Source organism: Amnibacterium kyonggiense, assembly GCF_004364555.1.
Lineage (GTDB): Bacteria > Actinomycetota > Actinomycetes > Actinomycetales > Microbacteriaceae > Amnibacterium > Amnibacterium kyonggiense.
Map to the genome: position 1 here is coordinate 172,038 of NZ_SOAM01000001.1, position 21,551 is coordinate 193,588.

Below are 21,551 nucleotides of genomic sequence, written 5' to 3' on the forward strand. Positions count from 1 at the left end.
CGCCCCGCGCCACGATGCGCCGACGCCGTGCCGCCCGCGGCGCCCCAGCCTAGGATGACGGGGCGATGACCGAGGACGTGGCGGACCCTGCAGCGCCACTGCCGGTGGCCGCGTTCTTCGACGTCGACAAGACCCTCGTCAACGGTGCGAGCCTGCTGTTCCTCGCCCGGGCGGCGCGCTCGATCGGCATCGTCTCATGGCGCGACCTCGTCCGGTTCGGACTGAAGTCCGCCTCGTTCCGCCGCCACGGCGAGCAGATGTCCGTGCTCGACCAGGTGCGGGAGCGCGGCATGCGCCTCCTCGCCGGCCAGCGCGCCGACCGCCTGCACGCGCTCGCGGAGCAGGTCGTCGGCACCATGCAGCCGCGCATCTGGCCGGAGACGAAGGCGCTGCTGCAGGCCCACCTCGACGCGGGGCACGAGGTGCACCTGATCTCGGCGACGCCGGACTTCCTCGCGGAGGAGCTCGCTCGATCCCTCGGCGCGACCGGCGGCATCGGCAGCGGCCTGGAGATCGAGGGCGGCGTGTTCACCGGCCGCTTCACGTCCGGCACCATGCACGGCGCGGAGAAGGCGCGGGCCGCGGAGTCGTTGATGGCCGCGCGCGGGCTCGACCCGGCCGACTGCTACGCGTACAGCGACTCGAGCAACGACCTGCCGCTGCTCTCCGCGGTCGGCACGGCGGTCGCCGTGAACCCGGACCGGGCGCTCGCGAAGCACGCGAGCGAGGCGGGCTGGCGGGTGCTGCAGCTCGACCCCGCGAGCATCCGGGCGGAGCGGAAACGCGTGAAGGCGGCGTCCCGCTCGCGGTGACGCCGCCTCGCGCTGCGGCGGAACGCGGTCGAACCGCGCCCGACGACCTACTTCTTGTTGCGGCGCTGGTGGCGCGTCTTGCGCAGCAGCTTGCGGTGCTTCTTCTTCGCCATCCGCTTGCGACGCTTCTTGATGACCGAGCCCATGGAGTCTCCTTGACGTTGTGAGGCCGCCCGCGCGGCCTCGAGGGGCGCGGAAGAGCCACGACAGTCTAGGCCGACCGCCGCGGGGCGGCCGACCGGCCCCGATCAGGCGGAGCGGGAGACGTCAGCGACGTGCGCCGACATCGCGGCCTGCACCGCCGACTCCGGCACCCGGAACGACCGGCCGAACCGGATCGCGGGGAGGTCGCCGGAGTGCACGAGGCGATAGACGGTCATGCGCGAGACCCGCATCATGTCGGCCACCTCGGCGACCGTCAGGAAGCGCGCATCACCGAGACCGACCACGCGTCAACGATACGTGTCCCCCGGTCGGGGGTCCAGACCCCCGCCTGGCAGGTCGCCGTCAGTGCCGCAGCCGCCCGACGACGGCCGCGGCCGTCGCGCCGATGCGGACGGCGGCCCCCCGCGCCCTCGGGGCGAGCGGGTACACGGGCGCGAGGCGCACGACCTCCTGCGCGTCCTCGTGCACCGGCTGCCCGGCGGCGACCGCGGGCTTGATGAAGGCGCCGAGCCACTCGGCGAGCGGTTCGAGGCTGGCCGGCTCCAGCCGGTAGTAGCGGTGCTGCCCCTGCTCCCGGACGCTCACGATCGCGAACTCGCGGAGCGTCTTCAGGTGCTTCGACACGGTGGGCTGGCTGAGGCCCAGCTCGCTGACCAGCTGGCCGACGCTCGCCTCGCCGCCGCCCTCCGGCGACTCCGTCCGGGCCAGCAGCGCACGCAGCAGCTCGCGCCTGGTGGGGTCAGCGATGACGTCGAACAGGTCCGCCACGAGGGGAGCGTATGCCCTCCCGGCGTCCGGCACCATGCCACTCGGCGCATGCGTCGCGTCCGGGGTCCTCGGACGCGGGCGGCATAGTGTGGGCGGCCACCCGGGAGGTGCATTCCATGAGCGGATCCGAGACGCAGCGGGCGATCGCGCAGGCGGTCGGACGGGTCAAGAACGTGCGGACGGTCCCGCTCGTCCGGCTGGCCCACGAGGACGACACCGAGCGCGCGATCGTCGTCGTGCGGGTCGGCCTGCCCCCGCTCCTGCCGCTCACCGAGGTCGTCACGGTCATCGCGCACGTGCAGCTGACGGTCGCCCGCCTCGCGCCGGGCGGCGCCGCGGTCCACGTCGAGCCGGACGTCGCCGCCGACGAGGCGACGCCGACCGAGGCGATCGTCATCCGCGCGATGGAGTGACGCCCGGCCCGGAACCGGGCCGACGCTCGAGGAAGAACGCGCGCAGCAGCGCGGCCGCCTCCTCCGCGCGCACGCCGGCGACCACCTCGACACCCGTGGACGGTCGCCGGTCCCGCACCACGTCGAGCACGGACCCGACCGCGCCTGCCTTCTCATCCCAGGCGCCGTAGACGAGCCGGCCCACGCGAGCCGCGAGGAGCGCGCCCGCGCACATCACGCACGGCTCCAGCGTCACGACCAGCGTCGCTCCGTCGAGGCGCCATCCGCCGGCGGCCCGAGCCGCGTCCCGGAGGGCGACGACCTCCGCGTGGGCGAGCGGGTCGCCCTGGGCCTCGCGCAGGTTGTGCCCGCGGCCCAGCACGGTGCCGTCCGCGGCGAGCACCACGGCCCCGACGGGCACGTCGCCCGTCGCGGGGGCGAGCGCCGCCTCGGCGAGGGCCAGCCCCATCGCGTCCGCGTCCGTGGCCATCACCGCTCCCCTCGCCGCCGATAGCCTCTCAGGCATGCGCGTGCACGTCGCCGACCACCCTCTCGTCACGCACAAGCTCACCGTGCTGCGCGATCGCACGACGCCGTCACCGACGTTCCGCGCGCTGGCGGAGGAGCTCGTGACCCTGCTCGCCTACGAGGCGACCCGGACGGTGCGCACGCAGCAGGTGGAGGTCGACACCCCGGTGTCGCGGACGACCGGCCTCGCGCTGAGCACGCCGCTGCCGCTCGTCGTCCCGATCCTCCGCGCCGGCCTCGGGATGCTCGAGGGGATGGTGAAGCTCATCCCGACCGCGGAGGTGGGCTTCCTCGGCATGGTGCGGAACGAGGAGACGCTCGAGCCGACCGTCTACGCCGAGCGCCTGCCCGCCGACCTCGAGGCGCGGCAGTGCTTCGTGCTCGACCCGATGCTCGCGACCGGCGGCAGCCTCCTCGCCGCGATCGACTTCCTCTTCGAACGCGGCGCGCGCGACGTCACGGCCATCTGCCTGATCGCCGCACCGGAGGGACTCGCCGCCGTCGAGCGCGCGACGGAGGGTCGCGACGTCACGATCGTGCTCGGCGCGCTCGACGAGCGGCTGAACGAGAAGGGCTACATCGTCCCCGGCCTCGGCGACGCCGGCGACCGCCTGTACGGGACCGTCGCGGACTGAGCTCCTCCCGACGCTGACGGCACTCCCGCGGCACGTCGGTTGACACGTCGCCCGATGCGGGCGATGATGCCTGCCATGTCAACCGACCTCCGCTGCACGACCGCCGTTCCGGCCCGTCAGGCGACGAAGTCGATGATGTGCGGCATGCTCAGCCGCCGAATGTGTCGCTGACCGCTCGGCAGACGTCCGCCCGCGCGGCCCCCTCTCGGGCCCGGGCACCGCGCCGCTCTCGTGCGCGCTCCTCCAGCAGCCTCACCTCCAGGCCCTCGAGTCCATCTCGGGCCTCCTCCGTTAGGACCTCCGACTCCCATGTCGCTCGCAACCGTCTCCACCCTGCCCACCGCTCCCGCCGCGCCGGCGCCCGCCCTGCGCCTCGTGCCGGACGGCAGCGAAGTCCGCGGCTTCGCCCTCTACGTCGGGATCGACGAGGCCAAGGCCCGCGCCGCGGGCGTGGACCTGCCCGCCCTCGTCGACGCGCTCCGCGCGCTCACCGCCGAACTCGTACCCTCCGCGGAGACGTACGCCGCGGTCGCCCTCGCACCCGCCGGCCTCGGGGGCCGCGACGTGGACATCGTCCGCCGCGCCCTCGCCGACCGCACCCCGGCCGGGACGCCGAAGCCCGAGACGAAGCCGCGGCGCACCGGACTGACGCTCGACCTCGGCCGCAAGAAGCTCCGCATCGACGGCGAGACCGCGCCGCTCACGTACCGCGAGTTCGAGCTGCTCCAGTTCCTGGTCCTCCGCGAGGGGCGCACCGTCACGCGGACCGAGATCATCGGCGCGCTGTGGTCGGACGCCGAGCAGGACGTCCCGAACGAGCGCACCATCGACGTGCACGTGCGCCGGCTGCGCGCGAAGCTCGGCGACTACGGCGACGTCGTGCGGACGGTTCGCGGCGGCGGCTACCGCTTCGACCGCCACGCGGACGTCGTCATCCGCTACGGCGAGGGCCCCTCCCCCGACCGCTTCTGAGTCCATCGCCGCGCCGGTTCGCGCTCGGCGTGGTGACGACAGGGGCGCGGAGCGCCCGGCTCAGCCACGGTGAGCGCCGATCGGATCCGCAAGAGGCCTTCGGGCGGGTTCCCGTGGTCCGCAGCGGATCTGCGGACGGTTCTCAGGATTTCCCCGGCTCCGACACGCCGACAGCAGTAGCGCACCGTTACCGGACCGTTATACGTTCTTCCCGCGTCGAACGTTTGCTGTGGCGGACGGCGTGTGTGATTGCAGGACACTCTTGGTGCAAGGGATGAGGGCCGGTCGCCGCCTCTGCGACCGGCCCTTTGCACGCCACGGGGTGCCGATCGAGGGCCGGGCGGCCGATGCCCCCGGCGTCGGGGCACCGGGGGCATCGGGCTGATCGGGGCGCCCGGGGCTCGGAACCCGGGAGCACGTCTCCCCCGATCCGTTCGGCTCCTGCTCGGCCGTCGAGCCCCTGGGTGCGGGCTCGACCCGGGTGGCCGGTCGGTGTTCCGTGCGGTCGCGCCGTGGGTGCGGCGCGTGCGGGGAGCATAGGCAGAGGGTGTCGCCCCGGCCCTCGCCTTGTCCCCCGGTGGGAGCGCTCACCCGGCGGGTTTGTCCCCCGGTGCGCCCCCGAAGTCCAGGGGAAAGCCGCGCATTCGCTGTGCGGGCCGCGCAGCGCGTGTCGCTACCGTCCGGCCATGACCTCCTCGGACGCACCGGCCGTCGTCTGGTTCCGGGACGACCTGCGCGTCTCGGACAACCCCGCGCTCCGCGCCGCGGTCGACTCGGGACGCCCGGTGCTGCCGGTCTACGTGCTCGACGACTCCGGCGGCGGCTCGCGCGCCCTCGGCGGTGCGAGCCGATGGTGGCTGCACCACAGCCTCGCCGCGCTCGACGCGTCGCTCCGGAAGCGCGGCTCCCGGCTCGTCCTCCGGCACGGCGACGGCGCCGCGGAGGTCGAGGCGGTGCTGCGGCGGACGGGCGCCGGACTCCTCGCGATGAACCGCCGCTACTCGCACGGCGAGCAGGAGGAGGACCACCGCGTCCGCCGAGCCGCGGAGGGCCTCGGGGTCGAGGTGTCCGAGCACACCGGCTCGCTCCTGCACGAACCGGGCGAGGTGCTGAACGGCAGCGGCGAGCGCTTCGCCGTCTTCACCCCCTTCTTCCGCGCGCTGACCGCCGCCGGGCAGCCCAGGGAGCCGCTGCCCGCGCCCGCCTCCATCGACGGATGGGAGGGGAGCGTCCACACGGAGGACCTCGATGCGCTCGGCCTGCTGCCGACGCATCCCGACTGGGCCGGCGGCCTCGGCGAGGAGTGGACGCCGGGCGAGAAGGGTGCGCACCGCCGCGTGGACGACTTCGTCGCCCACCGCCTCGCCCGCTACGCGGACGAGCGCGACCTGCCCGCCGCCGAGGCGAGCTCGCGGCTCTCCCCGCACCTGAAGTTCGGGGAGATCAGCCCGTACCAGCTGTGGCACCGGGTGCAGAACGCGGACGCCCCCGCGGACATCCGGACGAAGTTCCTGACCGAGCTCGGCTGGCGCGAGTTCGACTACGACCTGCTCGAGTCCCACCCGCACCTCGACACGGTCAACGTGCACCGAGAGTTCGACGCGTTCCCCTGGGCGGACGTCGACGACCGCGTGCTGCACGCGTGGCAGCGCGGGCGGACCGGCATCCCGCTCGTCGATGCCGGCATGCGGCAGCTCTGGACGACGGGCTGGATGCACAACCGGGTGCGGATGGTCGTGGCCTCGTTCCTCGTGAAGAACCTCCGGTACGACTGGCGGCTCGGCGAGCAGTGGTTCTGGGACACGCTCGTCGACGCCGATCCGGCCAACAACACGGCGCAGTGGCAGTGGGTCGCCGGGTCCGGGGCCGACGCGGCGCCGTTCTTCCGGGTCTTCAACCCGGTCCTGCAGTCGCAGAAGTTCGACCCGGCCGGTGAGTACATCGCCCGGTGGGTGCCCGAGCTCGCGGACCTCGACGCGAAGGGCCGCCACGAGCCGTGGACCGTCGACGGGGTCGACTACCCGGCCCCGATCGTCGACTTGAAGCGGTCCCGGCAGGAGGCGCTCGACGCGTACCAGCGCATGCGCGACTGAGGCGCCCGCTGTCAAGCACCGATGGCACGCTCATCCGTGCAGCGGAAGGGCGCGCCGGTGCGCCTCCGCCGTGGCACGCGAACGGGTGCCTACAGTGCCCCGATCAGGTCGCGCTCCGCGTGACGCCGCCAGGACGACACTCGTGAGGGAGACGCCCCGTTGCACGACGCCACCCGAGCCGCCGCCCGGCATGCGGTCGGTCGCCCTCGGTCGATCTGGGGAGGCATCGCCCGCACCCTGCTCGTGATGGTGTCGGTGATCGCGATCAGCTCCGTGTCCGTCGCGGCGTACGGCGTCTGGCATCTGACGGCGAAGTTCAAGCACAACGCGGTCTCGCTCGGTGACGGGAAGATCCCGAGCATCGCGGCGCTGAACGGCGCGTTCAACGTCCTGCTGGTCGGCGCGGACAACGCCCCCGGGCAGAAGCACTTCGGCGCGAAGCGCGAGGGCACCCTCAACGACGTCAACATCCTGATCCACGTCTCCGCCGACCACGACAAGGCGACCGTCGTCAGCCTCCCCCGCGACCTCGTCATCGCCCACCCGCAGTGCACGGACCCGAAGACCGGCGCGGTCTACTCCGCGATGTCCGCGCAGCCGCTCAACACCGCCTTCTCCCGCGGCGGCCTCGGCTGCGTCGTCGGGACCGTCGAGAACCTCACGGGCCTGAACATCCCCTACGCCGCGCTGTTCTCGTTCGACGGCACCGTCAAGATGGCCGACGCCGTCGGCGGTGTCCCGATCTGCGTGAACAAGGCGGTCGACGACACGGACTCCGGCCTCAAGCTGAAGAAGGGCGTCACGGTGGTCAAGGGCCGCCAGGCGCTCGCCTACCTGCGCAGCCGCCACGGGGTCGGCGACGGCAGCGACCTGTCGCGCATCGCGTCACAGCAGGCCTACATGTCCTCGCTCATGCGGAAGATGACCTCCGCCGGCACCCTCGCCGACCCGACGAAGCTGTACGGGCTGGCGAGCGCCGCGGCCGACAGCATCACGCTGTCGGAGTCGCTCGCGAACCCGGACACCATGGTGCAGATGGCGCTCGCGGTGAAGTCCGTCGGCCTCGACCACATGGTCTTCGTGCAGTACCCGACGGCGGAGGACCCGAACGACACCGCCAAGGTCATCCCGTCGACCGCGCTGGCGACGGCGCTCATCGACCGCGTCCAGAAGGACCAGGCGATCGGGCTCGACAAGGACGCGCTCGGCCTGAGCACCAAGCTCGAGAAGGCGAAGGGCGACAAGGCGGCCTCGTCGACGAAGTCGCCGTCCCCGAGCGGCAGCGCGACCGCGAAGGCCGACCCCGACGTCATCGCGGGCCTCCGCGGCCAGACGGCCGCGCAGCAGACCTGCTCGATCGCCAAGACGGACTGACGCGGTCCGCGCCGGTCAGGCGGCGAGCGCGGCGAGGACGTCGCGCACTCGGATGTCCTCGGTGCACCGTGGGCGCCCCGTCGGCGTGAGCGGGCAGCGGGCGGTCCACCAGCACGCCTGCTCGGTGATCGCGGTCGGCGTGCGGACGGGGCACTCCGGGTAGCCCTGCAGGTTCACCGCGCCCGGGCCGCGGTAGCCGTAGCGGGTCGCGACGGTCGGTCCGAAGAGGCCGACGACGGGCAGCCCGGCGGCCGCCGCCACGCGGACCGGCCCGGTGTCGCCGCCGGTCGCGCGTCCCCCGACCTCGCCCGCCGCGGCGAAGAGCCCGGCGAGCTCGCGGAGGCCGAGGGCCGGCGCGACGGCGGCTCCCGCGGCGTGCAGGGCCTCCCGCTGCTCCACCACCTCCGACACGACGACCGGCTGCGCGCCGTCGGCCGCGGCCGCCCGGACCACGCCGCTCCACGAATCGAGCGGCCACCGCTTCACCGGCATGCCGGAGTCGGGCAGGAGCAGGAGGGGGCGGACCGGCGCGAGGGCGCGGAGGAGCTCCCGGCCGGCCGCGCGCTCGTCGTCGTCCAGCACGATGCGCGGCGGGACGCGCGCGAGAGCGGCGTCGATCGCGCCGTCCTCCGCCAGCAGCCGCAGCATCCGCAGGTCGACCGGCTCGTTCGCCGGCGGGCTCCGCCAGAGGTTCGTGATCGCGCGCGCCGACCAGCGCTCGAGCAGCTCGGGCAGGCCGTGCTGCCGGTTCGTGGTGACGGCGAGATCCGGCCGGATGCGCCGCAGCGCCGACTCGACCGTCGCGCTGATCGTCTCCGCGTCCCGCCCCGGCACCGGCACGACCTCGGCGATGCCGGGATCGCGGGCGAGCAGGACGTGCCACGGGGCCGTCGTGACCACGGCGAGCTCGGCGCCCGGGTGCGAGCGCTGCAGGGCCTCGACGAGCGGCAGCGCGAGCACCAGGTCGCCCAGGCCGCCCATCGTGTCGACGAGCACGATCCGCATCAGGCGACCCGCTCGTAGAGCTCGAGGTGGCGGTCGGCGATCACCGACCAGTCGTGCTCCTCGGACCAGGCGCGGCCGCGGGCCGCGATCTCGGCGGCGAGCTCGGGCCGGTCGATGACCCGGCGGATCCCCGCCGCGAGCGCGGCGCCGTCCCGGACGCGATCCACGACGACGACGCGGTCCCCGTCGACCAGGTCGGGCGCGGTGCCCTCCCCCGCGGTCACGACGGTCGGCAGCCCGTGGGCCAGGAGGGTGAGCAGGGAGCCGCTCTTCGGCGTCACCCCGTGCGTGAACGGCAGGACGCCCGCGTCCGCGGCGGCGAGCAGGCGTGACACTTCACGGGGTGCGGCGAAGCCGGTCAGGTGCAGGCGCTCGGCCGCGCCGGCGGCGGCGATCTGGCCGCGGAGCTCGGCCTCGAACGCCGTCGCCTCTGCGCCGGGCAGCGCGAGCGACTCGACACCGCCGATCGCGATCGCGTGGACCTCCCGCCCCTCGGCGGACAGCTGGGCGAGCGCCTCCGCCAGGTAGCGCAGCCCCTTCACGGGGTGGACGAAGCCGAAGAAGGCGACGACGGTCGCCGCAGCGGGGATGCCGAGCTCGGTGCGGACGCGGTCCCGGGCGTCGGCGCGATCGAGCTCGGCGTCGACCTCGACGTTCGCGCCGATCGGGATCGTCGTCCGGAGGGGACCGCCGGCGAAGCGCTCCTGCAGTACGGACCCGTGCCCCGCGTTCGTCGTGACGACGGCGCGGCTGCCGGGCACGAGCAGCGCCGTCTCGCGGTCCGCGATGCGCGCCGATTCCAGGCGCTCCCAAACGGCCGCCGGCAGCAGGCGCTCCCACCGCCACCAGCCGTACTCGTGGAGCGTCGTCACGACCGCGCGGCCGCGCGTCGCGAGCGGCAGCGCGCCGATCCACGGCCGGAACCGGTACATCGACGGCGCGAACTGCACGTGCACCACGTCCGCGCCCCGGCTCGCCCCGGCCGCGCGCAGCAGCGCGGTCGGCCCCCAGACGCGACCGACTCGTCGCGCCCCTGCGGTTCCGCTCGGAGCGCCGACGTGGAGGATCCGCACCGCCGCGCCGCGGGACCGCAGCCCAGCTGCGAGCCGCGCCACGTAGTCGCCCACCCCGTCGTGCTCGGGGTCGAGCCGCCCGCAGACGAGTAGCACCCGCGGGCCCCCGTCGGCGTCGCGTCGCGGGACGCGGGGGCGGAGGCGGGAGCGCATGCCCGCACGGTAATGCGGGCAGCCTCGACGTCGTCGGGGAGCGGCCTCAGCGCGGCTCGAGCACGAAGACCGGGATCTCCCGGTCCGTCTTCGTCTGGTAGCCCGCGTAGTCCGGCCAGGCCTCCACGGCGCGCTCCCACCAGGCCGCCCGCTCCTCGCCGGTGACGATCCGCGCGTCGTAGTCGCGCTTGACCGGCCCGTCCTGCAGCTCGACGTGCGGGTTGCGCACGAGGTTCCAGTACCAGGTGGGGTGCGACGGCGCCCCGCCCTTCGACGCGACGACCGCATAGCGGCCCTCGTGCTCGACCCGCATGAGCGCCGTCTTGCGCAGCTTCCCGCTCTTCGCACCCACGGACGTGAGCACGATGATCGGCCGGCCGCGGAGCGTGTTCGCCTCCGCACCGCCCGACGCCTCGAAGCGCTCCGCCTGATCCCTGGCCCACTGCTCGGTGCTCGGCTCGTACTCACCCGTCAACGGCATGGGACGATCCTCCGCGCCGCTCAGGCGCCGCGCAAACCGGGCCGGAAGACTGCGGGCATGGCGACCCTCACCTTCCCCGAATGGCTCTCCGAGCAGCAGGACCGCGGCGACGAGGTCGCGGCGTTCGCGAAGGAGGTCGCGCACCTGACCGACTTCCCCGAGTCTGGCGGCAAGGCGATCTACGACGGCTACTTCGAGACCGCGCTCCCCGCGCTGCGGACCGTCTTCGAGCGGGCGTGGGAGGAGTTCGCCGCGCATCCGGAGCCCTCCGCCTCCTGACAATGCATAGGCGCGTTATATAGACGCGCTATGATCGTCATGTGACCGACGAGCCCACCGCCGACCTGGCCACCCTCGGGCGCGCCTTCGAGGAGATCGTGACCTGGCTGCGCCGGTCGCGATCGACCTCCGACGTCTCGGCGACCGCGCTCAGCCTGCTCGACCGCCTGGAGACGGGCGGCGCGCACCGCGTGACCGATCTCGCCCTCCTCGAGGGGATCACGCAGCCCGCCGCGACGGGTCTCGTGAACCGGCTCGAGGAACGGGGCTGGGCGGAGCGGAGCGCCGACCCCTCCGACGGACGGGCCAGCCTGGTCGCCATCACCGACGCCGGACGGGCGCGCCTGCACCAGCACCGCGAGGAGCGCTCCCTGCGCATCGCGGAGCGGCTCGCGCTGCTCGACCCCGCGGACCAGGCGGCGCTCCACGCCGCCCTGCCCGCGCTCCGGCACCTGACCGCCGTGCCGGCCGCACGGCTCGACTCCTGAGGACCGCCGTGCACGAAGCACCCACCACATCCCCGTTCAAGCAGCCCCGCGCCGTCTGGGCGGTCGCGTTCGCCTGCGTCGTGTCCTTCATGGGCATCGGCCTCGTCGACCCCATCCTGAAGAGCCTCGCCGGGCAGCTGCATGCGACCCCCACGCAGGTCGAGCTGCTCTTCACGAGCTACCTCGTCATCACCGCGGTCGCGATGCTCGTCACCGGCTGGGTGTCCAGCCGGCTCGGCGCGAAGAAGACGCTCATCGCCGGCCTGGTGATCATCGTCGTCTTCGCCGCGCTCGCCGGCCTGTCGGGCTCCATCGGCGGCATCGTCGGGTTCCGCGCCGGCTGGGGGCTCGGCAACGCGCTCTTCATCGCGACGAGCCTCGCGACCATCGTCGCCTCCGCATCGGGCGGCTTCGCCGGGGCGATCATCCTCTACGAGGCGGCGCTCGGCGTCGGCATCGCCCTCGGCCCGGTCGTGGGCGGCCTGCTCGGCAGCATCAGCTGGCGCGGCCCGTTCTTCGGCGTGAGCGCACTCATGGCGATCGCGCTCGTCGCGACCGTCTTCCTGCTGCCGAAGACACCGGTGCCGGCCCGCAAGCAGCGCCTGTCCGAGCCGCTCGCGGCACTGAAGCACCGCTCGCTCGCCACGACGAGCGTCGTGGGGCTCCTGTACAACTGGAGCTTCTTCACGCTGCTCGGCTACTCGCCGTTCCTGATGGGCATCGAGAACCCGATCCTGCTCGGCGCGGTGTTCTGCGGCTGGGGCGTGCTCGTCGCGGTCTTCTCGGTGCTCGTGGCGCCGCGCGTGCAGCGCCGCATCGGCACCGCGAAGACGCTCTACGTGACGTTCGCGCTGTTCGCCGTCGACCTCGCCGTCATCGGGATCTTCTCGACCGTCCCGGCGGTCGTGATCGTCGGCGTCATCATCGCCGGAGCCTTCATCGGCACGAACAACACCCTCGTGACGACCGCCGTGATGAGCATCGCGCCGGTCGAGCGCCCGGTCGCCTCCGCCACCTACGGCTTCGTGCGGTTCATCGGCGGCGGGCTCGCGCCGTTCGTCGCGGGCCTGATCGTGGAGGCGTGGGACCCGCAGGCGCACCTCCCGTTCTTCATCGCCGCGGTGACCGTCGCGGTGGCAGCGGTCGTGCTCAGCACCGTGCGCCACTCGCTGGCCGCCGCGGACCGCGGCGAGGTCGCGCATCCTGAGCCGACGACGCTCGACCGCGTCGAGGGCCGGGACCCGGTCGTGGGCGGCCTCGCGGTCGGCGACGCGGACTGAGCCCGCGACCCGGCAACCGGCGGGCCCGTGCAGGGCCTGCCGGTACGGCACAGCCTTCGATCCGCCCCCTTGGCATCGCCTCGCGCGCCGTCAGCCGGCGGGCCCGTGCAGGGCCTGCCGGTACGGCACAGCCTTCGATCCGCCCGCGGATCGAAGGCCATGAACACCGAGGCGGGAGACCGCCAGCGCTGCATACCCATTTGCAGTCCGGCGGCCCCCCTCGTCTCACCAGCGACGGCCCGAACGGTCGGATGATGAGACTCCGGAGCCGGACGGAGGGGTGCTCCGCCCGGAGTCGAGTGAGCATGCGGGGTGGACATGCGCGCCGATCTCATTCGGGCATGATCGGCGAGCTCAATGTACCGGCGCTCGCCGAGGCCGTGCAATGCGACGTCCCCCGATCGGAGGCCCGCTCGTACCCCGGTCGCGCCTCGGACCTCGAGACCGGTTCAGCGGCTATGCTGCTGGCGCCGGGAGACGTCGCATAGTCCGGTCGAGTGCACCACCCTGCTAAGGTGGAGAGCCCTATTAGGGCTCCGTGGGTTCAAATCCCACCGTCTCCGCTCCAGTCGTAGCCCCACGATCCTCGTGATCCAGGGGCTACCGCTCTGTTCGGGCTTCGGTCGGCGCGGAGCGCAGCACCGCTCCGGTCACCCCGCCCGGCCCGCCTTGCTGAAACGGCGTCGGGCGCCTAACCTCCCCGCGGTACCGGATCACCACGGACCCGCGAAGACGACCCGCCATGCCGGCGGCGCGAGCGGGTGCCACCGGTATACGAATCGAGGCGTTCGAGCCTCAGGCAGCAGGTCGCCATGACCGCCCTTACCTTCACCCCCGACGAATCGTCCTACAGCATCCGCGCCTGCCGCTGCGGTCGACCCATGACCCTCGGCCGCGACGCCGCCGCGACCGTCAATTCCTGGCGGTGCCGCTCCTGCGACCGCTCGGCGCGCGTCTGACCGATCGGGACGCGGCGGGCGCGCCCTGAGGGCCGATCGGCTCTCGGGCGTCTCCGCCTCCTGCCGGGATCGAGCTCGGCCGCGGCCGGGCGGGGCAGGATCGACGCATGTCCCCGCACGACGCACTCGCCGAGATCGCGTTCATCCTCGAGCGGCAGCGCGCCGAACCGTTCCGCATCCAGGCCTTCCGCCGCGCCGCGGCGGCCATCGACGGCGTCGACGACGACGAGCTCCGCCGCCGGGCCGCCGACGGTCGGCTCGCGCGCACGAAGGGGATCGGCGGCCGCAGCGTCGAGGTGATCACGCAGGCGCTGATCGGGGACGTGCCGGACTACCTCGTGCGCCTGCGCGAGGAGTCGGCGGGGCTCACGACGGAGGCCGGCCGCGCGCTGCTGGCGCGCCTGCGGGGCGACCTCCACACGCACAGCGAGTGGTCGGACGGCACCACGCCGATCGAGGCCATGGCCGGAGCCGCCGCCGCCCTGGGCCGCGAGTACATCGCGGTGACCGATCATTCGCCGAACCTGAAGGTCGCGAACGGGCTCACCGCCGAGCGTCTCGCCGAGCAGCTCGACCTGCTCGCCGCGCTCGACGCTCCGGTCCGGCTGCTGCCGGGCATCGAGATCGACGTCCTGGAGGACGGCTCGCTGGACCAGGACCCGGCGATGCTCGACCGACTGGACGTCGTCGTGGCGAGCCTCCACTCGAAGCTCCGGGCCGACCGGCGCGAGATCACCGCGCGGCTGCTCGGCGCGATCGCGGACCCGCACACGAACGTCGTCGGCCACATCACCGGTCGGCTCGTCGAGGGGCGCCGCGGCACGCGCCCGCAGTCGGAGTTCGACTCGGCCCGGGTCTTCGCGGCCGCTGCCGAGGCGGGCGTGGCGATCGAGATCAACTCGCGGCCCGAGCGGCAGGACCCGCCGGACGAACTCATCGCCGAGGCCCTGGCGGCCGGCTGCCTCTTCAGCATCGACACCGACGCGCACGCCCCGGGGCACCTCGACCTGCTCGGCCTCGGCGCGGAACGCGCCGCCGCGGCCGCCATCCCGCCCGAGCGGATCGTCACGACGTGGCCGGTCGAGGAGCTGCTCGCGTGGACGCACGCCCGTCGCTGAGCGACGCGGAGATCCGGACCTCCGACTGCTGGTAACATCGTGCGGTCGCTTCGACGGCATGCGCCCGTAGCTCAACGGATAGAGCATCTGACTACGGATCAGAAGGTTGGGGGTTCGAGTCCCTCCGGGCGCGCAGAACGGAAGCCCCGGTCAGAAGAGGAACTCTTCGGCCGGGGCTTCGTGCTTCCCGGGTCGGACCTTCGCGGTGATCCGGTGCAGCGCGTGCTCGGCCTCGATGGCGCTGACGACGCCCGGGTGCGAGACCGGAGCGTCGTCGCCGCTCGATTCGACGGCGACGTCCCCGTGCACCTCGTCGCGGACACGAGCGCCGATCCCGGTCCGCCGGCGCGATTCTCGACCTCCCGGTCGAACGCGAGCTCTGGGCCATCACCCGCGGACGGTGAGCGCTCCCGAGCCCTGATCAGGACGTCGTGCGGCGCTCAGGACGGAGCGGACGCTGCCGTCCTGCACCCGTGACGCCGTCCTGATCGAGCGACCGGGGGGCCGGCCCACGGCGTGCCGCCCGCCTCCACCGAAGCGCCTGCACCTGCACCAGCACCAGCACCAGCACCAGCACCAGGAGGGCAGCACCGCCTCGGAGTGGGGGTCGACACATCGAGGCGCGCCGCCTTGGATCCCTGGTCCAGGTCTCCTCGCACTCCTCAAGAAGGCAGCACAGTGTCGGCGCACGCATCCCTCTCCGCTTCGCTCAGCCGCGCGACGCGCGTCGTGTCCACGGTGCCGAGCGAGGTGCGGATCGTGTCGGGCGCGGTCGCCGTCCTCGCGGTCGCCGCGGGCGTGATGTCCGCCGATTGGCGGCTCGGGATCCCGATCGTCGTGGCGATCAGCATCGCCGTGCTGCTCCGGGCGAATGCGGCCCTCAGCGCCGGAGCGCACGACCACGGCGAGCTCGCTTCGATCGAGCGCGTCCTCCGCGAGGACGAGGCGACGTATCCGGTCGAGGCCCTCGGCTTCGAGGTCGGCCGGGAGCGCCTGATCCGATCCGTGCGGGCCCTGCGTGCGCGTTCGGTGCGGCGGCTCCGTGCGTCGACCGAGCCGATCGGATGAGCGGCTCCCGGTGAGCGGGGACCGCACCGAGGCGGTCCCGCAGCGCTGACCGCGGTCCGCACCACTCGACGGACATGCGTCCCGCGCCTCCGTGTCCCGCCATCTGGGGACGCCACGGACCTGACAGTCGCCCCGCCCTCCGCCGTTCGTGGGCGCGCCGCCGGCGGTCGGTGTTGAGGTGATGCCGAGGCACTCCGCCGCCCCTCGAGAGGACACCCGTGTACGAGAACGAACTCACCCAGGCCTTCTGCGTCCCCTGCTTCGTCCCCATGGTGCAGTGGGGCGACGCGCACCAGCGCTCGTGGGAGTGCCCCGAGTGCGGACCGCACGCCGACCTGCAGCGCGCTGCCGCCGCGTGATCGCTCCCCCGATCGCCGGTCTCGCCCGCATCCTCGGCGTGCGCCTCGCCGTCCGGATCGGGCGGCGCGAGCGCCGCGATCAGGACGTCGTGGTGCGTGCAGGACGGAGCGGGCGATGCGGTCCTGCACCCGTGACAGCGTCCTGATCGAGCGACGGAGGGGCGGGCCGCCCCGGGCTCAGCGCGGCTGCAGGCCCGCGGCCCGGTAGACGCCGTCGACCGCCTGCATCGTGCCGACGCCGCGCGCCGCGTCGAGGACGCTCGGCGAGCCGTCGCGCAGGACCATCGCGATGTGGGCGAGCTGCCGCTCGTAGCTGTTGTCGCCCTCCCGCGCCCGCTCCTCCAGCAGCACGCCGTCGTCGCTCTCGACGTGCAGCACCGCGCCCCACTGCGGGACGATGACGCTCGTCGCCGCGAGGCGCGCGTCGGTGCCGGTCACGCGCAGCGTCATGCTCCCGGTGTCGTCGCCGAGGAACGAGGCGCGTACCCGGGCGGGGACGTCGCCCGGCAGCCGCAGGTCCGCGTCCATCTGCAGATCGATCCGCGGATCGGCGCCGTACGGCTGCGCGACGGCGCGGAGGACCTCGGGCTCGCCCCAGCCGGCGCGGAGCAGGTCGATCGCGTAGCAGCCGACGTCCATGAACGCGCCACCGCCCAGGTTCCCGTCGAGCCGGATGTTCCCGGGCTGCACGACGAAGTGGGGGATGCTGAAGTCGACGTCGATCCGCTCGGTCCGGCCGAGCACGCCGGAGTCGAGGACGTCGAGCAGCCGTTCGATGAACGGGTGCAACCGGTAGTGGAAGCCGACGAACGCCCGGCGGCCCGCCGCCTCCGCGGCGTCGGCGATCCGCGCGGCCGTGGTGCCGTTCGCCGACAGCGGCTTCTCGCACAGCACGTGCTTGCCCGCCGCGAGCGCGCGCGCCGCCCACTCGGCGTGGAACACGGGCGGGAGCGCGATGTAGACGAGGTCGATGTCCGGATCCGCGAGGACGCCGTCGTAGTCGGAGGCCCGCGGCACCCCGAGCCGGTCCGCGAGCGCCCGAGCGCGCTCGGGATCGCGGGAAGCGATCGCCTCGACCCGGACGCCCTCGAGCGCGCGCGAAGGGTCGATCATCGCGCGCTCCGTGATCCCGGCCGCCCCGAGGACGCCGATGCGAAGCGAACCGGTCTCGACGCCGTCCGCGGGCGCTGCTTCAACGGTCACTGCGCTCTCCTTCGAGCCGATCGGTGCGGCGGGGCGCGAGTCTAGGCACGCGCGACGGTCCGCCGTAAGCGTCGCCGCATGATCCGACCATCGCGATCGGTGATGCCCCTCATCAGGCATTCTTGATCCGGGTGGCTCGTGGGAGCGCTCCGCCCGCCCCGCTCCGCCCAGCCGTTCCGCTTCTTCCGGCGCTGATCGTCTGGTAAGCAGTCCAGCGGTCGCGGGCTCGACGACGTGCCTCGGGAAGAACCCGCTTCCCCACGGGTTGCACCACAGAGCCTGCGTGGACCATGAAGGAGCAGCGTGATGAAGCGAGTCGTCCTCTTCGGCCCTCCCGGCGTCGGCAAGGGCACGCAGGGCGGCCGCCTGGCGGCGACGCTCGGCGTACCCGTGATCTCCACGGGCGACCTGTTCCGTGCGCACGTCCGGAACGGCACCGACCTGGGCAAGCGCCTCAGCGCGCTCATCGCCGCCGGGGACTACGTGCCCGACTCCGTCACGAACACGATGCTCGCCGAGCGCCTCGCCGAGCCTGACGCGCAGGGCGGCTTCCTCCTCGACGGCTACCCCCGCACGGCCGACCAGGTCGCTGAGCTCGACCGGCTGCTCGCGCTGTCCGACACCTCGCTCGACGCCGTCCTGCTGCTGTCGGCATCCGACGACGTCCTCGAGGAGCGCCTCCTGAAGCGCGCGGCGGAGCAGGGGCGCTCCGACGACACCCCCGAGGTCATCCGCCACCGCCTCGCGCTCTACCACGCGGAGACCGAGCCGCTCGTGGCGCTCTACGACGCGGCGGACCTCGTACTGCGGGTCGACGGCGTCGGCACGACCGACGAGGTGCACGAGCGGCTCATCGCCGCGATCGGGCAGGTGGAGCCGAGCGCGCTGCCCTGAGCCCGCCTCGCCGAGCCCGCTGCCTCGAGCGGGCGCCGCGCCGGAGCGGCGCACCTGGACACAGGTTGCAGAGGGTGTAATCTTGCACTCACTGCAAGCATCGACGTCGGGCTGTGGCGTTCGACGTCGCACTCCTCGTCGCGTCTCCACGTCTTCTGAAGGACCTCCGTGACCTCTACCGCCACCGCGCCCGCGCCCGCCTCGGGCAGCGCCGTCATGTCGCACCGGCAGATCCTGCTGGTGATCTACGGCCTGATGGCCGGCATGTTCCTGTCGGCCCTCGACCAGACCGTCGTCGGCACCGCGATCCGCACCATCGGCGACGACCTCCACGGTCTCGACCAGCAGGCGTGGGTGACCACCGCCTACCTGATCACGTCGACGATCGCGACCCCGATCTACGGCAAGCTCAGTGACCTCTTCGGCCGCCGCCCTCTGTACATCTTCGCGATCAGCATCTTCGTCGTCGGCTCGCTGGCCGCCTCGTTCTCGACCTCCATGCTGATGCTGGCGGGCTTCCGGGCCATCCAGGGCATCGGCGCGGGTGGCCTCATGTCCCTCCCGCTCGCGATCATGGGCGACATGCTCGCCCCCCGCGAGCGCGCGAAGTACCAGGGCTACTTCCTCGCCGTGTTCGGCGTCTCGTCCCTCGTCGGACCGCTCGTCGGCGGTCTGTTCTCCGGGGCGCCCGAGATCCTCTTCATCACCGGCTGGCGCTGGGTCTTCCTCATCAACGTGCCGATCGGTGCGGTCGCGCTGTTCATGGTGCTGACCTTCCTGCACCTGCCCCGCTTCGGGGAGCACAAGGCCCCCCGCATCGACTGGTGGGGCGCCACGGCGGTCGTCGCGACCCTCGTCCCACTCCTCCTCGTCGCCGAGCAGGGCCGCACGTGGGGCTGGGCGTCCTGGGGCTCGATCACCTGCTACGTCGTCGGTGCGCTCGGCCTGATCGGCTTCCTCATCGCGGAGACGCTGATGGGCGACGACGCGATCATCCCGCTCAAGCTGTTCCGCTCCCGCGTCTTCTCGATGTCGACGATCCTCGGCGTGCTGGTCGGTTTCGGCATGTTCGGCGCCCTGCTGACCCTTCCCCTCTACCTGCAGGTCGTCACCGGCCTGACGGCGACCGAGTCGGGCTTCGCGACCCTGCCGATGGTGCTCGGCCTGATGATCGCGTCGATCGGCTCCGGCCAGATCATCTCCCGCACCGGCAAGTACCGGATCTTCCCCGTCACGGGCACGGCGTTCACCTCGGCCGGCTTCCTGTGGATGACGACGATCACGATCGACAAGCCGCTCTGGTACCTGATGATCGGGATGTTCCTGATCGGGCTGGGCCTCGGCCAGCTGATGCAGACGCTGACCATGGCGAGCCAGAACTCGGTGCAGCCGCGGGACATGGGCGTCGCGACGAGCGCGTCGACCTTCTTCCGCCAGATCGGCGGCACCCTGGGCACCGCGGTGCTCCTGTCGGTGCTCTTCTCCTCGCTGCCGGGCAACATCCTGACCGCGACGCAGGACAAGGCGACGCTGACCTCGGCGCTGAACGCGGCCCTCACGCCGTCGGTGGCGCAGGCCGCGGACAACCGGGCGATCATGAAGCAGCTCTGGAACCCGATCGTGGATCCGATCAAGTCGAATCTGCAGTCGAGCCTCGACGACGCGACGACCACCGTGAAGCAGGCCGCGGACTCGGCCGCGACCTCGGCCGTCACGAAGCAGGTCACCGCCGCGGTGAACCAGCAGGTCGCCGCCGGCGCCGTGCCCGCCGCCGCCGCGCAGACGGTCATCGACCAGCAGGTGGCCGCCGCCCTGCCCGCCGCGAAGCGCACCGCGGAGGCCACGGCGCTCCGCGAGGCCGCGTCGAAGGCGGACGCGAGCGTGGTCGACGGCCGCCTGACCGTCGACTTCTCGAACGCGACCCAGCGGCGCGCGGTCGTCGACAAGGTCGTGCCGACGATCATCAAGGACATCAAGAAGGGCTCGTCCTCGACCACGTCCGGGACGGACAGCTCCACGAGCGACACGTCCTTCCTCAAGGGCGCGGACCCTCGGCTGTCGAAGCCGTTCCTGACGGGCTTCAACGTCTCGGCCGTGCAGATCTACTGGGTCGGTCTGATCGTCCTGCTGATCGCGTTCGTGCTCAGCTGGTTCTTCAAGGTGCCGCCGCTGCGCCAGCGCTCCGCGCTGCAGGAGCAGGCGGACAAGGCCGCAGCGGACCGGCTCGAGGTCGACGCGGCGAACGCCGCGGCGGCGACCGGGACCACGGCGCCGGCCGACGCGGGCGCCGTCCCGGCCGGGCGCCCGTAGCCCGAGCGCGTCATCGATCCGGAGCGGCCGGCGTCCCCAGGGGCGCCGGCCGCTCCGGCGTTCCCGGCCCGCACCGCGAGCCGACGATGTCGGAGGCGGCCCGTAGCGTGACCGCGTGACGCTCGAGCTGCCGGAGGCCGCGCCGCTCGTCTGGGCCCCGTTCGGCCCCGACCGCGTCGTCGAAGGCGACAACCTGCCCCTGCTGCGCGCCCTCCCCGACGGCGCGTTCCGCCTCGTCTACCTCGATCCGCCGTTCAACACCGGACGGGAGCAGCTGCGGCGCACGACCATCACCCGGCACGACCCCATCGGCGGCACGCGCATGGGCTTCCACGGCCGCCCGTACGACGTCGTGCGGAGCAGCGTGACCCGGTACGACGACGCGTTCACCGACTACTGGGCGTTCCTCGAGCCGCGGCTCGAGGAGGCGTGGCGCGTGCTCGCCGAGGACGGGACGCTCTACCTCCACCTGGACCAGCGGGAGGTGCACTACGCGAAGGTGCTGCTCGACGCCCTGTTCGGGCGGGAGTGCTTCCTGAACGAGATCGTCTGGGCCTACGACTACGGCGCCCGCACGACCCGGCGGTGGCCCGCCAAGCACGACACGATCCTGGTCTACGTGAAGGACCCGGAGCGGTACCTGTTCGACGCGACGGAGGTCGACCGGGAGCCCTACATGGCTCCCGGTCTCGTGCCGCCCGAGAAGGCGGCGCTCGGCAAGCTGCCGACGGACGTGTGGTGGCACACGATCGTGTCGCCGACCGGGCGCGAGAAGACCGGCTACCCGACGCAGAAGCCGCTCGGCGTCCTGCGCCGCATCGTCGCGGCGAGCAGCGCGCCCGGTGACTGGGTGCTCGACCCCTTCGCGGGCAGCGGGACGACCGGCGAGGCGGCGCGCGCGCTCGGGCGGCGGTTCCTCCTCGTCGACGAGAGCCCGACGGCGATCGACGTCATGCGCGCCAGGCTCGGCAACGGGGTCCTGATCGGACGGGGCCCGCGCGACAGAGCGACACCCCACAGCGCGCAGTGGCCACCGTTGTAGGTCGCCCACAGTCGAGCGCGGATCGGAGCGGGCGGCCGCGCGCGGGTTCCCACGGTCGATTCCGGCTTCGGCGGGATCCCGGATTACCGTCCTGACCGAA

25 protein-coding genes and 2 tRNA genes are annotated in these 21,551 nt (G+C 73.0%); 18 read left to right on the plus strand and 9 right to left on the minus strand.

Going from position 1 to position 21,551, the window contains the following annotated elements:
* Positions 1 to 65 precede the first annotated feature (65 nt).
* Positions 66 to 812, plus strand: a complete 747-nt coding sequence (locus tag CLV52_RS00975) for an HAD family hydrolase (RefSeq protein ID WP_133764021.1) — start codon at positions 66 to 68, stop codon at positions 810 to 812.
* Positions 813 to 859: 47 nt separating this feature from the next.
* On the opposite strand, the gene CLV52_RS00980 is transcribed toward CLV52_RS00975, so the two are convergent.
* The 3 genes from CLV52_RS00980 to CLV52_RS00990 all read right to left on the minus strand — a co-directional run bounded on the left by CLV52_RS00980 (position 860) and on the right by CLV52_RS00990 (position 1,745).
* On the minus strand, positions 860 to 958 hold the full coding sequence (locus CLV52_RS00980; protein ID WP_003792170.1) for a 30S ribosomal protein bS22: 99 nt from the start codon (positions 956 to 958) through the stop codon (positions 860 to 862).
* A gap of 102 nt (positions 959 to 1,060) precedes the next feature.
* Positions 1,061 to 1,261, minus strand: a complete 201-nt coding sequence (locus CLV52_RS00985; RefSeq protein ID WP_133764022.1) for a helix-turn-helix domain-containing protein — start codon at positions 1,259 to 1,261, stop codon at positions 1,061 to 1,063.
* A gap of 58 nt (positions 1,262 to 1,319) precedes the next feature.
* A complete protein-coding gene (locus CLV52_RS00990) occupies positions 1,320 to 1,745 on the minus strand; it encodes an ArsR/SmtB family transcription factor (RefSeq protein ID WP_133764024.1) in 426 nt (141 codons plus the stop codon).
* A gap of 116 nt (positions 1,746 to 1,861) precedes the next feature.
* Between CLV52_RS00990 and CLV52_RS00995 the strand changes: the two genes are divergently transcribed.
* Positions 1,862 to 2,158 (plus strand): hypothetical protein, encoded by a 297-nt coding sequence (locus CLV52_RS00995; RefSeq protein ID WP_133764026.1) that lies wholly within the window; start codon positions 1,862 to 1,864, stop codon positions 2,156 to 2,158.
* On the opposite strand, the gene CLV52_RS01000 is transcribed toward CLV52_RS00995, so the two are convergent.
* Positions 2,139 to 2,627, minus strand: a complete 489-nt coding sequence (locus CLV52_RS01000; protein ID WP_281276039.1) for a nucleoside deaminase — start codon at positions 2,625 to 2,627, stop codon at positions 2,139 to 2,141. The two genes, CLV52_RS00995 and CLV52_RS01000, sit on opposite strands and share 20 nt — an antisense overlap.
* A 34-nt stretch (positions 2,628 to 2,661) precedes the next feature.
* On the opposite strand from CLV52_RS01000, the gene upp reads away from it, so the two are divergent.
* The 4 genes from upp (at position 2,662) to CLV52_RS01020 (ending at position 7,739) form a co-directional block, all read left to right on the plus strand.
* Positions 2,662 to 3,300, plus strand: a complete 639-nt coding sequence (upp, locus tag CLV52_RS01005) for a uracil phosphoribosyltransferase (RefSeq protein ID WP_133764028.1) — start codon at positions 2,662 to 2,664, stop codon at positions 3,298 to 3,300.
* A gap of 309 nt (positions 3,301 to 3,609) precedes the next feature.
* Positions 3,610 to 4,272 carry a winged helix-turn-helix domain-containing protein gene (locus tag CLV52_RS01010; protein ID WP_133764030.1) on the plus strand — a complete coding sequence of 221 codons (663 nt, stop codon included), beginning with the start codon at positions 3,610 to 3,612 and terminating at the stop codon, positions 4,270 to 4,272.
* Positions 4,273 to 4,958: 686 nt separating this feature from the next.
* On the plus strand, positions 4,959 to 6,365 hold the full coding sequence (locus tag CLV52_RS01015; protein WP_133764031.1) for a cryptochrome/photolyase family protein: 1,407 nt from the start codon (positions 4,959 to 4,961) through the stop codon (positions 6,363 to 6,365).
* Positions 6,366 to 6,611: 246 nt separating this feature from the next.
* Positions 6,612 to 7,739, plus strand: a complete 1,128-nt coding sequence (locus CLV52_RS01020; protein WP_133764033.1) for an LCP family protein — start codon at positions 6,612 to 6,614, stop codon at positions 7,737 to 7,739.
* Between the two features lie 15 nt (positions 7,740 to 7,754).
* Here the strand turns inward: CLV52_RS01020 and CLV52_RS01025 are convergent, their stop codons facing one another.
* Genes CLV52_RS01025 through CLV52_RS01035 form a run of 3 tightly spaced genes read right to left on the minus strand, consistent with a single transcriptional unit; the run spans position 7,755 to position 10,451 of the window.
* Positions 7,755 to 8,744, minus strand: coding sequence for a glycosyltransferase family 9 protein (locus tag CLV52_RS01025; RefSeq protein WP_133764035.1), 990 nt, complete (start codon positions 8,742 to 8,744; stop codon positions 7,755 to 7,757).
* Positions 8,744 to 9,970, minus strand: a complete 1,227-nt coding sequence (locus tag CLV52_RS01030) for a glycosyltransferase family 4 protein (RefSeq protein ID WP_133764037.1) — start codon at positions 9,968 to 9,970, stop codon at positions 8,744 to 8,746. Before CLV52_RS01030 ends, CLV52_RS01025 begins: the two co-directional genes overlap by 1 nt.
* 46 nt (positions 9,971 to 10,016) lie before the next feature.
* Positions 10,017 to 10,451, minus strand: coding sequence for a nitroreductase family deazaflavin-dependent oxidoreductase (locus tag CLV52_RS01035; protein ID WP_133764039.1), 435 nt, complete (start codon positions 10,449 to 10,451; stop codon positions 10,017 to 10,019).
* 57 nt (positions 10,452 to 10,508) lie between these two features.
* Here CLV52_RS01035 and CLV52_RS01040 point away from each other — a divergent pair, with 57 nt between their 5' ends.
* From CLV52_RS01040 to CLV52_RS01065, 7 genes are all read left to right on the plus strand, one after another.
* On the plus strand, positions 10,509 to 10,730 hold the full coding sequence (locus CLV52_RS01040; protein ID WP_133764041.1) for a YozE family protein: 222 nt from the start codon (positions 10,509 to 10,511) through the stop codon (positions 10,728 to 10,730).
* A 41-nt stretch (positions 10,731 to 10,771) separates the two neighbouring features.
* Positions 10,772 to 11,218 (plus strand): MarR family winged helix-turn-helix transcriptional regulator, encoded by a 447-nt coding sequence (locus CLV52_RS01045; RefSeq protein WP_133764043.1) that lies wholly within the window; start codon positions 10,772 to 10,774, stop codon positions 11,216 to 11,218.
* Between the two features lie 8 nt (positions 11,219 to 11,226).
* Entirely contained in the window at positions 11,227 to 12,498 is a 1,272-nt protein-coding gene (locus CLV52_RS01050; protein WP_133764045.1) for an MFS transporter, read from the plus strand.
* 473 nt (positions 12,499 to 12,971) lie between these two features.
* A tRNA-Ser gene (locus CLV52_RS01055) sits at positions 12,972 to 13,061 on the plus strand.
* Between the two features lie 249 nt (positions 13,062 to 13,310).
* Positions 13,311 to 13,457 carry a hypothetical protein gene (locus tag CLV52_RS18205; RefSeq protein WP_162850661.1) on the plus strand — a complete coding sequence of 49 codons (147 nt, stop codon included), beginning with the start codon at positions 13,311 to 13,313 and terminating at the stop codon, positions 13,455 to 13,457.
* A 107-nt stretch (positions 13,458 to 13,564) separates the two neighbouring features.
* Entirely contained in the window at positions 13,565 to 14,575 is a 1,011-nt protein-coding gene (locus CLV52_RS01060; RefSeq protein ID WP_133764047.1) for a PHP domain-containing protein, read from the plus strand.
* Between the two features lie 60 nt (positions 14,576 to 14,635).
* A tRNA-Arg gene (locus CLV52_RS01065) sits at positions 14,636 to 14,708 on the plus strand.
* A 17-nt stretch (positions 14,709 to 14,725) separates the two neighbouring features.
* On the opposite strand, the gene CLV52_RS18210 is transcribed toward CLV52_RS01065, so the two are convergent.
* Positions 14,726 to 14,884 carry a hypothetical protein gene (locus CLV52_RS18210; RefSeq protein ID WP_162850662.1) on the minus strand — a complete coding sequence of 53 codons (159 nt, stop codon included), beginning with the start codon at positions 14,882 to 14,884 and terminating at the stop codon, positions 14,726 to 14,728.
* 420 nt (positions 14,885 to 15,304) lie between these two features.
* Between CLV52_RS18210 and CLV52_RS01075 the strand changes: the two genes are divergently transcribed.
* Positions 15,305 to 15,643, plus strand: coding sequence for a hypothetical protein (locus CLV52_RS01075; protein WP_133764051.1), 339 nt, complete (start codon positions 15,305 to 15,307; stop codon positions 15,641 to 15,643).
* Between the two features lie 218 nt (positions 15,644 to 15,861).
* Positions 15,862 to 16,002 (plus strand): hypothetical protein, encoded by a 141-nt coding sequence (locus tag CLV52_RS18215; protein ID WP_162850663.1) that lies wholly within the window; start codon positions 15,862 to 15,864, stop codon positions 16,000 to 16,002.
* A 177-nt stretch (positions 16,003 to 16,179) separates the two neighbouring features.
* Here the strand turns inward: CLV52_RS18215 and CLV52_RS01080 are convergent, their stop codons facing one another.
* Entirely contained in the window at positions 16,180 to 17,205 is a 1,026-nt protein-coding gene (locus tag CLV52_RS01080) for a Gfo/Idh/MocA family protein (RefSeq protein ID WP_246017865.1), read from the minus strand.
* A 306-nt stretch (positions 17,206 to 17,511) separates the two neighbouring features.
* Here CLV52_RS01080 and CLV52_RS01085 point away from each other — a divergent pair, with 306 nt between their 5' ends.
* From CLV52_RS01085 to CLV52_RS01095, 3 genes are all read left to right on the plus strand, one after another.
* Positions 17,512 to 18,099, plus strand: a complete 588-nt coding sequence (locus tag CLV52_RS01085; RefSeq protein WP_133764055.1) for an adenylate kinase — start codon at positions 17,512 to 17,514, stop codon at positions 18,097 to 18,099.
* Between the two features lie 216 nt (positions 18,100 to 18,315).
* Entirely contained in the window at positions 18,316 to 20,409 is a 2,094-nt protein-coding gene (locus CLV52_RS01090; RefSeq protein ID WP_133765773.1) for an MDR family MFS transporter, read from the plus strand.
* A gap of 115 nt (positions 20,410 to 20,524) precedes the next feature.
* Entirely contained in the window at positions 20,525 to 21,451 is a 927-nt protein-coding gene (locus CLV52_RS01095) for a DNA-methyltransferase (protein ID WP_246017867.1), read from the plus strand.
* The last annotated feature ends 100 nt before the right edge of the window (positions 21,452 to 21,551 follow it).